Source organism: Bacteroidota bacterium, assembly GCA_016194975.1.
Taxonomy (GTDB): Bacteria; Bacteroidota; Bacteroidia; order Palsa-965; family Palsa-965.
Map to the genome: position 1 here is coordinate 309,974 of JACQAM010000023.1, position 14,211 is coordinate 324,184.

Annotated in this window: 11 protein-coding genes; 3 read left to right on the top strand and 8 right to left on the bottom strand. The window is 41.5% G+C overall.

Annotated elements, in window-relative coordinates:
* Positions 1-87: 87 nt before the first annotated feature.
* Positions 88-1,182, bottom strand: coding sequence for a tetratricopeptide repeat protein (locus HY064_15790; protein MBI3512120.1), 1,095 nt, complete (start codon positions 1,180-1,182; stop codon positions 88-90).
* A gap of 95 nt (positions 1,183-1,277) precedes the next feature.
* The gene (locus HY064_15795) at positions 1,278-2,318 is read right to left on the bottom strand and encodes a hypothetical protein (GenBank protein ID MBI3512121.1); all 1,041 of its coding nucleotides are present in this window, start codon (positions 2,316-2,318) and stop codon (positions 1,278-1,280) included.
* Positions 2,319-2,575: 257 nt separating this feature from the next.
* On the opposite strand from HY064_15795, the gene HY064_15800 reads away from it, so the two are divergent.
* A complete protein-coding gene (locus HY064_15800; protein MBI3512122.1) occupies positions 2,576-4,687 on the top strand; it encodes a S9 family peptidase in 2,112 nt (703 codons plus the stop codon).
* A 119-nt stretch (positions 4,688-4,806) separates the two neighbouring features.
* Here HY064_15800 and HY064_15805 read toward each other — a convergent pair whose 3' ends face one another.
* Entirely contained in the window at positions 4,807-6,390 is a 1,584-nt protein-coding gene (locus tag HY064_15805; GenBank protein ID MBI3512123.1) for an exo-alpha-sialidase, read from the bottom strand.
* A 153-nt stretch (positions 6,391-6,543) separates the two neighbouring features.
* Here HY064_15805 and HY064_15810 point away from each other — a divergent pair, with 153 nt between their 5' ends.
* Positions 6,544-7,203, top strand: a complete 660-nt coding sequence (locus HY064_15810; GenBank protein MBI3512124.1) for a hypothetical protein — start codon at positions 6,544-6,546, stop codon at positions 7,201-7,203.
* A 46-nt stretch (positions 7,204-7,249) separates the two neighbouring features.
* Positions 7,250-9,169: a T9SS type A sorting domain-containing protein gene (locus HY064_15815; protein MBI3512125.1), complete on the top strand. Its 1,920-nt coding sequence runs from the start codon at positions 7,250-7,252 to the stop codon at positions 9,167-9,169.
* A 27-nt stretch (positions 9,170-9,196) separates the two neighbouring features.
* On the opposite strand, the gene HY064_15820 is transcribed toward HY064_15815, so the two are convergent.
* The 5 genes from HY064_15820 to HY064_15840 form a co-directional block, all read right to left on the bottom strand.
* Positions 9,197-9,658, bottom strand: a complete 462-nt coding sequence (locus HY064_15820) for a VOC family protein (GenBank protein ID MBI3512126.1) — start codon at positions 9,656-9,658, stop codon at positions 9,197-9,199.
* A 143-nt stretch (positions 9,659-9,801) separates the two neighbouring features.
* Positions 9,802-11,550, bottom strand: a complete 1,749-nt coding sequence (locus HY064_15825) for a T9SS type A sorting domain-containing protein (GenBank protein ID MBI3512127.1) — start codon at positions 11,548-11,550, stop codon at positions 9,802-9,804.
* A gap of 173 nt (positions 11,551-11,723) precedes the next feature.
* Entirely contained in the window at positions 11,724-12,023 is a 300-nt protein-coding gene (locus HY064_15830; GenBank protein MBI3512128.1) for a type II toxin-antitoxin system RelE/ParE family toxin, read from the bottom strand.
* Positions 12,024-12,035: 12 nt separating this feature from the next.
* A complete protein-coding gene (locus HY064_15835) occupies positions 12,036-12,278 on the bottom strand; it encodes a type II toxin-antitoxin system ParD family antitoxin (GenBank protein MBI3512129.1) in 243 nt (80 codons plus the stop codon).
* A 399-nt stretch (positions 12,279-12,677) separates the two neighbouring features.
* A complete protein-coding gene (locus tag HY064_15840; protein ID MBI3512130.1) occupies positions 12,678-14,207 on the bottom strand; it encodes an ATP-binding protein in 1,530 nt (509 codons plus the stop codon).
* Positions 14,208-14,211 lie beyond the last annotated feature (4 nt).

Genomic DNA, 14,211 nt, shown 5'->3' on the forward strand with positions numbered 1-14,211 from the left:
TATTCATTATCAATTATACATTATTCATTATTCTCAAAACCAATTCACAAAAACATCATAGTTGAAATAAGAGGATGTCAACAAAAATTATTTCTGCTGATGCTCTTCTGCTGTTTTCAAATTATCAGGGTAATTTGTGTTTTCCGGATCCAGTTCAATCGCTTTCTTAAAATCTTCAATGGCTGAATGAAAATCCCCGGCCTCTTCTTCTGTAACTCCGCGATTATCGTAATAAGATGCCTTGGCCGGATTCAGTGAAATAGCCATGGAAAAGTCGTTGATCGCATTCTGCAACTGTTTGTATTTTTCCCGTGCCTGCCCGCGCCACGAATATGCTGCTGCATTTTTCGGATCAAGATTAAGGGCACTGGTAAAATCATTGATGGCAGAAGCATATTCCCCTTTGAAAAAATAACAAGCGCCGCGATCAATAAAAGTACTTGCATCAAGAGGGTCTATTAAAATGGAGGTATTGTAATCCTTAATTGCATCGTCATATTTTTGAAGTGAAGTATTTGCATTACCGAGATCCACCCAAGCATAAGCATCCTGTCCATTCATGGCAAGAGCGATCGAGAGATCTGTAGCAGCATCTTCATATCTTTTCAACGCAAGTTCATTCGCGCCCCTGTTGTAAAAATTAATGTACGAACTATCACCCAGCGTTATTGAACTATCAATATCGGAAACCGCTTCTTCATTTTTCCCAAGCATTCCATTGGAATATCCCATTTCGCCCCACGCTTTTCCGAACTCGGGCTTGATTTTAACTGCTATCCTCTGTTGTCCAAGATCATCTTCATACATCTTTAGTCCCGATTTTGAAAGTCCGAGCATGTAATGTGCTTCGGCATTGGTCGAATCCAATTCAATCGTTTTACTTAAATCTGAAATTGCCTGATCATAATCCTTTTTGTGACACTCGGCAACTCCACGGTTGTACCATGCAGCTGTGTCGGAAGGGCAAATCGATATTGCCATTGAACAATCGCTGATCGCATTATCATATTGCTCAAGATAATATTTTGCTTTTGCCCTCGATACATAAGGCTTGCACCAGGACGGGCTCATTGAGATTACTTTCGAATAATGAGAAATGGCAACTGCATAGCGTTCGTTATGCATTGCATCATTGCCTTTTTCCAACCAATAAGCAGAATCGTTTTTCTGTGAGAAGGCCATCACGGAAAAAGAAATCGTAAACCAAAATAAAATCAATTTCTTCATTCCGGAACATGAAAACAGCAAATACTCAATTACTCATTATCAATTATTCATTAACCAAAATATTCAAACTCGAACCAATCTACATACACTCCGCGGTTGAAAGAACGCACTGCTACTAATTCCGCATGGCCCGATTTATTGAAACGTCGCGTGATCTTCGAAATAATTTTGTCTTCCTGATGCTGTTCCTGTTTTACCACACGATCAAATTCGTCGTACGTATAAAACACTTTGAAATTATCACTGTCGTTTATCGAATGTGAATGTTCTTCCGCTTCACGCCCTTCTTCGTCGAAAATAACTTTCACATATTCGATCACTTTGTCTTTTTCATTGAACGTTGCAAAACCGATATGATCTTCTCTTGTTTTCGGATCATAAAATTCCGATCGTTTGTAGGAATGGAACGCCACATCATTCACGGTCATCTGCTTCGCTTTCACTTCCCCGTCGCGCTCTTCCCATTCATTTATTTCTTCCAGTGTTTTTTCTCCTTCCTCGTCAAACACCTCATGCTTCACGATCTTGTCTTTCCACGCGGGATGATAAGCGAACGTTTCTTTTTTCTGTAATTCTCCTTCGTTGTCATCGGCTCTTTTTTCAATTACACGGCCTTCTGCATCGTAAATGAAGTGCGTGGTGAGTGGAAAACCTTCTTCGAATTCATGCTGCTCTTTTACCACGCGTCCTTTATCGTCGTATTCAAAAGTTATTTTTTCCGCCAATTGTCCTTCATTGAATAATTCGTGCGAAATAATATTTCCTTTTTCATCCAGCGCATTCTGCGTTTTCTGAACTTCATTGCCCTGCGCATCAAATTGTATTTCGCAAATGAGATCTCCGTTACTGGTAAATTCACGATGAAACACTTTGAAGAATCCTTCCTTATCCAGGATTTCTTTTTCGGAATATTCATCCCATTCCCCGTTGATCATCCGGTACACCTCCTGCACTTTTATGGAAGGAGGAACAGGTTTATCCGGTTTTACCCGCGGCGTTTTTTCTTTTTCGGTTGGCCCGGAAGATTCTCCTGCAGCAGGATTGCTCTCGGTATTTTCAGGGGAAACAGTTTCTGTATTTTCTTCTGGCATCGGATTTGAATTTGAAAAGTAAAAGTATAAAAAAGAGAGTAACCATTGCTTAAATGCCAATGGGTGCAGCTAATTTCCGGAAGTGAATCCGTTAAAAAAATCCTTAGCGTCCCCGCCTGCCGATGCGCGAGCTTGGGCGCGGGGACGCGAATTTAAATCTCCAAAGAACAAACTGAGCCATTACCTGATTTCCATTTATGATTTTTTCTGCAGAGACCGGTTGAATCCTTTACATTTGAATTCCGTAAATCGATCTCATGAAAAAATATCTCTCCCTTCTCCCGGCAGCATTTTTTCTTTTCACCTGCTCCGAAAATAATTCCACTAAAAAATACAATTATCCATTCGCAAGAAAAGTGGATACCGTCGATAATTATTTCGGCACAAAAGTTCCTGATCCTTATCGCTGGCTGGAAGATGATCGTTCCGATTCAACAAAAAAATGGGTGGATGAAGAAAATGCCTTGACACAGGATTATCTTTCGAAAATTTCTTTCCGTGATAAAATAAAAGAGCGGTTGAAACAAGTCTGGAATTTCGAGAAGATGAGCGCACCTTACCTGAAAGGAAAAAGATATTTCTATTCGCGCAACAACGGCATGCAGAATCAAAGTGAATTGTATTGTAAAAACGGATTGAACGATTCTGCAAAAGCTATTCTCGATCCGAATGAAATGGCGAAAGACGGAACCTCATCGCTCTCGGGTTATGAAGTTTCACACGATGGAAAATATTTACAGTATGGAATTGAAAAAGCAGGATCGGACTGGGAAGAATTTTATGTGCGCGATATTGAAAGCGGAAAAGATCTTCCGGATCACCTCAAATGGGTGAAATTCTCCGGAGCCGCATGGAAAGACGATGGATTTTTTTACGGGCGATTCGATGAACCGAAAGGCAGCCAGCTTTCTGAACAGAATTCCAACCAGAAATTGTATTACCACAAAGCAGGCGATGCGCAGGAAAAAGATCAGCTCATTTATAAAGATGATGCGCATCCCGATGTGATGTACGGCGTGCAGGTTTCCGATGATCAGAACTGGCTCATTGTTTCCACTGCGAATTCCACGCATGGAAATGGTTTGATGGTGAAAGACCTCCGGACAAATGATGAATTGAAAACGATCGTCGCACTGAAAGATACTGCCGATGATTATGGCGTAATGGATATTGCAAATGGGAAAATGATCATGCGAACGAATCACAACGCACCGAATTTTAAATTGGTGGAAGTGGATCTTGCAAAACCCGGAGAAGCAAACTGGAAAACTATTATTCCCGAAGGAGAAAATTATATGGTGGGACTCACGCGCGCGGGAGATTTTTACGTGGCGCATTATCTCGTGGATGTAAAATCGAAATTGGTTTTGTATGATATGAATGGAAAAAAAGTGAATGACATTCCTACGCAGCAAATGTGTTCGGTGAGTGAACTCAGCGGTGACCGCCACGACAGTTTACTTTTCTTCGACATTGCTACATTCATCGATCCGCCCTGTATTTACAAATACAATTTACTCACGAAACAAACTTCACTTTACTTCCGCCCGAAATTCGATTTCAAATCAGAAGATTTTGAATCGACGCAGGTTTTTTACCGGGGAAAAGACGGAACAAAAATTCCGATGTTCATCACGCACAAAAAAGGAATTAAAATGGATGGAACCAATCCGTGTTTCCTTTTCGGCTACGGCGGATTCAATTCGCACTACGCTCCTGAATTCAGAAGTGACCGCGCTGTTTTTCTTGAGTCAGGTGGAATTTATTGCGTGGCGAATATCCGCGGCGGAGATGAATACGGTGAGAAATGGCACCAGCAGGGAATCCTCTGCAACAAACAGAATGTGTTCAACGATTTTATTTCGGCGGCGGAATATCTCATCAAAGAAAAATATACAAGCAGCGAACATCTCGCGATCACCGGAAGATCGAACGGAGGATTACTCATTGGCGCCTGCGAAACACAGCGGCCCGATCTTTATAAAGTTTGTATTCCGCAAGTGGGCGTAATGGATATGCTGCGTTATCATCGTTTCACTATTGGGCGCGACTGGAAAAGTGATTATGGTTTGAGTGAGAATGAAGAACAATTCAAATGCCTCTACAAATATTCTCCGCTGCAGAATATCAGGGAAACAAAATATCCTGCAACACTAATCACCACCGGCGATCACGACGATCGCGTTGTGCCCGCGCATTCGTTCAAGTACGCAGCCACCATGCAGGCCGATCAGCAGGGCGATGAACCTATTCTCATCCGCATCGATCACAACGCCGGACATGGCGGCGGAAAACCAACGGAAAAACAAATTGAAGAATGGGCAGATATCTGGAGTTTTGTTTTTTATAATCTGGGAATGACGTATTGAAAATAATGATGAATGTTGAATGATAAATTATGAATTGAGCCAGGCAGTACTTTTAGATTCAAGCCGCGCTAATCCTCGACAACTTTTTAATCTGTGCTAATCCGTGGCAACTTTTTGGATCACCGACTGAACATCTTCTCCACCATCGTTCCATCTTTCATCTTCACCACCAATAAATAATCTCCTTTCGCCAGCGAAGAAACATCAATTCTTCCGGCCGTCGTTCCGTCCTCCACAGCTATTTCTTTTTTTAGCTGCACACTTTTTCCATCGACACTCATCACCGATAATTCCGCCGGATCATTTTTTCCATAATTAATGGTGTAGCTCAATTCATTTTCATTCCCAACCGGGTTCGGATAAATATCAAGCGAAATATTTTCTATTTCATTCTCATTGACAGAAAGAATCGAACTCAGCGGAGTCTTCGCGAAAAATATTTCTGTATTACCCGTTCTATTGTCGCACCACGCTGTAAAAAGATTTGTTCCGTCCGATCCAACACCAATGAAATCATTTCCTTTCACAATATTTATGTAAGGACTCTGCACCGAACTCATATTCACATTCGTTCCATACGTCGATCCATTATCTGCGCTCGCTGTTGCATAAATTTCAAAATTATCCTGGCTTCCTCCTGCGGAATTTCTTCTGTCGCGCCAGGCGGTTACAAAAGTTCCATTCGGCGCATACGCACACCAGCACATATCCTGGTTGTTGCCATTGCTCATTGCATCGTCCGTCGCTCGGATCGGCGCACTCCATGTTAATCCTCCATCTGAACTTCTTGTCGAAAGAATATCGGCGTCACCATTTCTGTTATCCGTGAACACAAGGACAAGATCAGAAGCGTTCGCAGGATTTGCCGCGAGCGAATAACTTCCCTGCAACAATGAATCAGTGATCGCCGAACTCGCAGTTGCATTTCCAACAACGTAAGGTGTGAATGTTCCCGCGCCGTCAGTAGATTTTACGCAGATCATTCGTGCAAAAACCGATTGCGCCGTATGATAAGAAGGATATGCGATGTAAACAGATCCGTCACTTCCAACCGTGAGCGCTCCCATCGCATTCGTCACAAGGTCGGTTGGAATACTATCGTCCACCAGCATCGGTGCAGACCACGTCGCTCCGTTATCTCCGGATTTTTCCAGCCAGATGTGATGCGGCATCTGACCAAAGTCAACACTTTTCGAAACTACATAGATCATTCCGCTGTAAGGTCCGCTGGTTTTATCAATAGCGATCCACGGACGATCGACAGGAAAATCTGCACTTGCTGTCGAACTGATAACGAAAGACGGCGCGCTCCATGTTGCACCACCATCAAAAGATTTTGTCATGAGCACAAAACCTGTATCATTCTGGATCCGCGAATCGACGTAAGAAAGAAAAGCTCCGCCCGTCGCATTGAAGGCAATGGAAACATCGGCCGAAGTATAATTACTATTCACATGCGGCATATTCACCACCGAACTGCTCCACGTCGTTCCGCCATCATTTGAATATTTCGTAGCGATGGAAAGTTGATTGAATCCTGTCGCATGCATCCATCCTACAATAATGTTATTTGTATTCGCAGGATTCACCGCGAGAAATGGTTCGGTGTCCCAGAATGCGAAGTTGGAAAGATTGTAATTTGTGATCTGTCCGTTCGCAAGAAATGGTATAACAAAGAAAATGGAAAGTGTGATTTTTTTCATTGTGATGAATTGGAAGTAACTAAGTTAAGGTTTTGATTCTTCCTTTGCTCAGACGAAGTCAGATTGAAATAGTTTAATCCTGCCACTTGCGATTTTCATACCTTTATTTTTTCAACCCTGATGCGATCTATTATTCCATTCTTATTCTTTTGTTTGCTATCGGTCGTTTCATCGTCACAGAATATTTTTCACGTATATTTCTCCCGTACAGGTGACACGGTGACACTGGTCGATCAAAAATTCACACATTATGCCCGCGACACTGATTTCTATCTCATTTCAGTAGCCTGCGAAAACGCGTCAACACATAAGTTCGACACGATAGTGCAATGGAATGAAGAATGGGACGATAATATCATCAGTAACCATGGATTTATTCTGAATTCAGATTCGGCTGAGAAATACGGAACTATTTATCGCGGAAATTATTTGGACGATGATACGTGCAGAATTTTTTCGACTCACTTTTCCAATACAACGAGTCAGCGCACTTCCCGACCAAAAAAAAGTTATCACAAGGATATTTATCCATATTGGTTTGCGGATTACAAGCTTCACACGGATATAGAATTCCTGGATGATTCAACCTTGCTTTACTCAGAAAAAAATATTTGTATTCTTAAAGAAGATCAAATGAGATGGAAATGGAACCTCGGCAAAATGGCGAACCTGCAGCATCATGCTGTTGAAATCAGAATTTACAGATCGCCGGTGGCGGAAGTTTATTTTGTACAATATATCTACGAAGCAGCAGATGATCACGCTGATAATTCTTTTCATTGGAAAGCGTTCCATTATATTGTTCATCCTTGAACCGATCCGGAAATTATGCCCTCTAATTCGTATCTTTAATAGAACAATGAGTATTCGGAATTTTCTGCCTTGTATTTTTATTTTTCTGCCGGGAATTATTTTCTCCCAGCATGATCTCCATTTCATTTCCGATATCGAACGAAAATCATTTTCCGATTCAAGGATTTCTCCATCCACGCAGGCACTCGACAATTCAAATTTCATTTACCAGCGCTGCGAATGGAATGTGGATCCAGCGGTAAGATTTATTTCAGGAAAGATCACGACCTATTTTATTCCGAACACAACACTCACTCAACTTGAATTTGATCTTTCCGATTCGTTGATCGCTGACAGTGTTTTTTATCACAACGCGCAGATAACTTTTACGCACGCGAATGAAATTCTCACGGCGAATTTTCCATCTTCGATTTCTTCACTCGATTCGGTTTCTGTTTTTTACCACGGCGTTCCTCCTTCAACAGGATTCGGATCTTTCAGCACGAGTACACACGCGGGCGTGCCCGTGATGTGGACGCTCTCGCAACCGAATGGCGCAAGCGACTGGTGGCCGTGCAAAGAGAATCTCGCAGATAAAATTGATTCGGTCGATATTATTGTGAGTTGCCCTGTTGCATATCGTGTTGCTTCGAATGGTTTGCTTGTGAATGAAATGATCAATGGCGGAACAAGAACGGATGAGTGGAAACACCGTTACCCTATTGCAACTTATCTTATTTGTTTTGCAGTGAGCAATTATTCCATCTTCACAAATTCAGTTCCGTTCAACGGCGATACTGTGAAAGTTTACAATTATGTTTATCCGGAAGATTCTTTGATTTCTGTTTTTCCTTCCAACGATATTGTTCAGCAAATGCAATTGTATGATACGCTCTTCGGTGAATATCCTTTCAAAAATGAAAAGTACGGCCACGCGCAATGTAATTTCGGCGGGGGAATGGAACACCAGACGATGACGTTCATTGGCGGATACAGTTATGAATTGCTCGCGCATGAATTAGCGCATCATTGGTTCGGAGATAAAGTGACCTGCGCATCGTGGCACGACATCTGGCTCAATGAAGGTTTCGCAACTTATCTCAGCGGATTGTGTTACGAACATTACACTCCGACAATTTACTGGAAACCATTTTTGGCAGGAAGAATTTCGAACGTCACTTCGCAACCCGATGGAACTGTTTATTGTCCCGACACTTTGAATGTGAATCGCATTTTCGATGATCGTCTCGAATATGCAAAAGCAGCAATGATCCTGCACACGCTGCGTTGGGTGATCGGTGATAGCGCGTGGTACGCAGGTGTGAATGCTTATCTTAACGATGCTGTTTGTTCGTATGGATTTGCAACAACAGATCTGCTGAAAACGCATCTCGAAACTGCAGGCGGACAGAATCTCACCTGGTATTTCAACGACTGGTATTTCGGCGCAGGATATCCGTCGTATCATATTTCCTGGCACCAGGATCTTGCAGGCATCGCTTATTTCACGGTCACGCAATTTCAATCCGATGCTTCGGTGAATTTTTTCGAGTTACCGTTGCCAATAGAATTCAAAGACGCGACGCACGATACGATCATCCGCGTGCAGAATAATTTTTCAGGAGAAACATTTTCGGTTCAGCTTCCATTCTTCGCCGATAGTTTGAAATTCGATCCCGATTACTGGATCATCTCTGCGAATAACGTGGTGAATTATGTGGTTCCGAATTTTTCCGATCCCGGCCTTGTCGTGAATCCCAATCCTGCAACGGATCATCTCGTGGTGAGTTCCGGCAACGGCAGCACCGGAAGCGGGATCGTGAATATCTATGATGTTTCCGGGCGAGTTGTATTCCAATACAACCTTACTTTCAACGGCACCGCGCAACAGCAGAATATTTTTGTGGGCAACCTCGACAAAGGAATGTACGTGCTGGTAATCGATACCGATCAGGGAAAACTGACGCAGCGGTTTGTGAAGGAGTGATGCAGACCAAGCGCCTGTAATTATTTTCTATTTAATTTTTGAAATGCTGTCAACCGGCTCCCACAGTTCGATCTTGTTGCCTTCTGCATCCATAATATGGATAAATTTTCCGTAGTCGTAAGCCGCAATGCTGTCCAGTATGGTTACCCCGTTTGCTTTGAGTTTGTTTACAAGCCCTTCAATATTCTGAACCCGGTAATTGATCATAAAATCTTTTTTGGATGGAGAAAAATATTCACTTCCATTTTTGAAAGGAGTCCATTGAAGCGTATTTATTTCATCGGGCCTGTTAACGTTCCTGGATTCAAAACTCGAACCATAGTCATTGGCTTCAATTCCCAGGTTCTTACGGTACCATTCTCTCGTTTCCTTCGGATCGTTTGAAAAAAAGAAAATGCCGCCTATTCCTGTCACCTTTGGTGTAGTGTCTGCGGGTGAATTTGATTTGTCTGCAGCCGCGCTGTCTGTTTGTTTTTTTGTGTCTTCCATAGTGTTTTGTTTTTTAGTTGTCGGAGTGCAACTTGCAAGAACTGTTACAAGCGAAATTGTTATTAGAAGTCTGTTCATTTTGTTTTTCTTTTTTTCTATACAAGACTCTTGAGATTGAAGAACGTCTTGTTCAACTGAAACTTTTATTTTGTTATTACGATTTTATTGATCACTCTGCCCTCATCATCATTCACAACCATCGTGTAAACTCCGGCGGGTAATTGACTCACATCAAGCGTCAGATCACTTTCTGTTTCTTTTTCGAGTACAAGTTCACCAAGCGAATTGTAAACGAGAAGGATCGTTTTGCCCGAAATATTTATAATGTTCAAATTAGCTGAAGCTGGATTTGGATATATCAATAAATTATTTTCTTCATTGATCGTGTTTATTCCAACAGCACAAGGCAGATTCAAATACGTGATCGTATCAGAACTTATTCCATTTGCAATTACGGCAAGCGAATAAGAACCGAGTGGTAATCCAGCTGGCAGCGTGAAATAAGTTGTATCGGGCGCGCTTCCTCTCTGCAGTCCCGTACTGTTCCAGTTAAACGTTCGTGCATAAAATACATTTGTTCCACTGGTAAAACGCACGATCGGATAATTGGTCGCCATTTGCCAGTCATCGCCGTAACCTGCGCCTTCCGATATTCCATTGAACAAAGTTCCGGTGATCATGAGTGTATCACAATTCTGCGGAACAATTGCGTTGATCGTTGGTTTTCCATTCGCAAGCGGAGATCCGCTCGGAACATACACATAACACTGCGATGAATTCTGAGTTGAATATAAAACAGAACCATCCGGAAGATCGAGCATCTGGCTCATGTAGCACGGAGCGTTCAATGAATCTCCACCAGCAGGCGCAAGAATCTGCGTGAATGAATTGGTCAGATAATCATATTCGAAAAATTCAGTTGGTGAAAGAAATGCGCCGGAAATATTCGAAGAAATATTCTGCGGAGAAGCACAACAGAGAATTTTTCCATTCATCATCATCGCTGCCGGCGCATCTACTGTTCCATAACTGTTCGGAATATCAGGACCTGCCGCCCACGTTCCCGGAGAATTATTTCCGGATGGAGAATAAATTGCAGTGTGCCCCGTGGCTCCTAAAAAGAATGCTCTTCCGTCGGGCAAAAGAATTCCCGCTCCTGTTTCCAACCAATATGGATCGTACAATGAATCAGGAACAGTTGCATCGGTCACCCATTGATTGAGCGAAGGAATAAACCGTTCGGAAGAAGTGTTTCCGAGATCAACCATTAAAATACTGTTGTCAGCGAGTTTCACCCACGCCGCTTCATCATGATTATGAAAACATGTTGGCCCTGTTGCCCAGGTATTCGCGACAGGATCAAATATTTTTGTGCCATGTGCATTGCCCGATAAAACTGCGAGCAGCACTTTTCCATTGGGAAGAATTTCCGAATTCGCATCGCCGAAATAAGAAGCCTGTGCTGGCGCCATCGTCCATGAATCGGTTAAAGGATCATACGTCTCGCCGGAAAATCCACCCGTGCCATCTCCACCAGGAGCTTCACCTTCAATTTCTCCACCGGCAACAAACACTCTTCCATCTTTCAAAACCTGTGAAGCAAAATAAACGCGCGTGTCATGCATCGGCGTCATCGTCGTCCACGTTCCATTCACATAACTTCCATTCACATCAGGAGTAAGTTTCGCCCAGGTAGCTGTTGCGAATGAATCACTTCTGCACGAATCCGTTTTTGCCATCACTGTTCCGTCGGAAAGAAGTAACATCACCATTACACCACCATTCACCACAGGAGTTAGATTTGCAAGCGGGATCCATGTGCCTTGAGCGTTTGTGTTCTTGCAGAAAAACAAAAATGCAGTTAGAAAGATAGAAACGATAATGTTTTTCATGACTTTTTGAATTTTACTTTTGTTAGGAAAAGTAAAGAGAAAAATAACACCACCGGGCGGGGAGGAGTTGCGCTATTCGGCGAATAGGAGAACTATTTTTTGAAATAGGTGTTGTGCCTGCCCGAACCAAACCGGGGCGGGCAACGGTCACCGCTGTTGGGTGCTGCTATTCTTCATTCATGCAAAATAGTTTCAATGTCCATTCGTTGATGTAAGACACGAATTATTTCAACCGTTTCTTTGTTTGTGGCGATTCGATAAAATATCAAATGAGATTGAACTCTTGAACAGCGATAATTCTTTCTAACAGAGGCATAATCTTTACCTGATAAAGGATTTTTGGTTAGAAATTCAATTTCATCAAAGATCAAATTGTAATATCTGTCAGCTTGTTCAACAGACCAATTTTCAACCGTAAAAAGCCATATACCTTCAATGTCTGCAAGTGCTTTTTTGCTTAATTTTAATTTCACAAGTCGAGCCGGTTACAGATGTTTAGCATGAAGTTTTTTAAGCTGAAGCTTTCTGTCAACTTGATGCACGAACCCCGACTTTTCACCTGACTTCAGTTCTTTGATCAGTACCTTCTTTTGAGTTTCTTCTTGTTCAAAAAGCCTCAAAGCAGTTCTAATAACTTCGCTGGCGGAAGCGTAACGACCTGATCTAACCTGGTTATTGATAAATTTTTCAAAATATTCCCCCAATAAAATAGAAGTGTTTTTTGACATAGGATCAGGTTTTATTTTTCAAAGATACCAATACTTGGTATAAAAACAAAATTCTATCTGAAGGCGCAATTGGGAATAAACATTTTTTTGTTCTTTTCAACAGGAGAAATTTTCGAAAATTATTTTTCGCGGGTTACTGACCATGCCTTCACTTTGTTTCGGCAGGCAGGCAAAATTTCACGCTGTGATTTTTTATGGAGCTGGAAGAAGTTGCGCTATTCGGGCGAATAGGAGAATTTTATTTTGAAATAGGATGTTGTACCTGCCCGACCCAAACGTGCGGGCCTGCCCGAACCGAACCGGGGCGGGCCTGCCCGACCCAAACCGGGGCGGGCCTGCCCGACCCAAACCGGGGCGGGCAACGGTCGCTGCTGTTACCTGTAGTGCTTTCTGTCTGTGTTATTTGTCCAATGTAAATATTTTAGGTGTCTCGCTGTGTGGTAAAGGGTTTGCGTCTGCAATTTTTATGAGCGATGAAAATGCAAATGCTTCTCCTAATACCAACGCTTGTTGTTGTTTCAGGCTTGTCAATAAGTCAATTTGGCTTTTGTCGTCATATTCTATTGTGTTTCTAATAAATTCTAAATCTCTGCTGTTTGTTATTTTGTGAACTATCAAAGAATTGCATTGAGAAATTACTGTGTTTGAAACTTCAGAAGGTCGTTGAGTAGAAACCATAAGATTTACGCCAAACTTTCGTCCCTCTCTTGCTAATTTGTCAATGTAATAGTTATTGATTTGGTCGGTTGATGTTGTCGAAATATATCTGTGTGCCTCCTCCAACACTAATAAAATGTTGTCTTTTCCTCTATGGGCTGGATTTGATTTGTAGTTAAAAATGCTTTTGCTAATCATATAAACTAACAAAGCCAAAATATCGTTTGCAACTCTTAAAGATAAAATCAAAACCGTTTCAGTTTCAGAATTCAGAAACGTTTCGATTGTGTTTCCTGTTTTATTAAACACGGCTTTAAATCTTTCATCAGAAGAAAAATGTTTAATTCTCATTATGATGTGTTTCAAAAAGCCTATTGTGAAATTGTCTCGATTTCCATTCCTGTCAATTGGAACTGCATTTTCAATTTCAACTTGAAGTTGTGCAAAATCATAATAAATTTTGTCATCAACATTTTTTGATCCTTTGAGTTTTTCAACGGCACTTTTTAAATATGGTATTACGTTTGGCGAATCTTCTTTTAGTAATTGCGTTAATTCATAAAAACTCAAATCCTTGTGAGATAATTCCAAGTCGGTGTAGTCTTTTAAAACAACCCAAGCTGGTTTTCCATTTTGGTCATTGAATATTCCCGAATATTCTTCATTGGAATCAATTATGATTGTTTTTAAGTGTTTGTTTGTTGCGTTTTGTAACCTTCCTTTGTCAAGATAAATGCCCTGCAAGATTGATGTAACAGTGCAAGATTTTCCGCTGCCTGTATTGCCAAAGACTGCACAATGCTTTCCAAACAAGATATTTGGGTCAGCGTTAATATTTACCTGATTGAAATATATGTCGCTACCAACTTGCAGAGTTGCCGAATCTGCTTTGATGGTGGAATTGTAAATAGATTCAAGTTGTTTTTCTTCAACTGTGAAAACATCTGCATCTAACGTAGGGAAATAGTCAACGCCTCTTTTAAATGTATTGTTTATAGGATTGAAAGTGCCTATTAGTCTGATTTTAGAAATTATCACATTGGCTTTGGGAGAAAACAAAACCTCTCTTTCTTTTGAAGGCTCTAATTGCTCAAAGATTATTCCGATAGCATTTTGTGAATTGAAAAGAGGAATTGAAACATAGCTGTTCAACATCCCTACAATGTGTAATCCATTTCCAGATGAAATTGGTTTGGAAAAAATATCCTTGTCGTGTATTATTTCTAAATACCTATTTGTAATGCGATAAACTGCTCCAATTTTAAATGCCATAGTT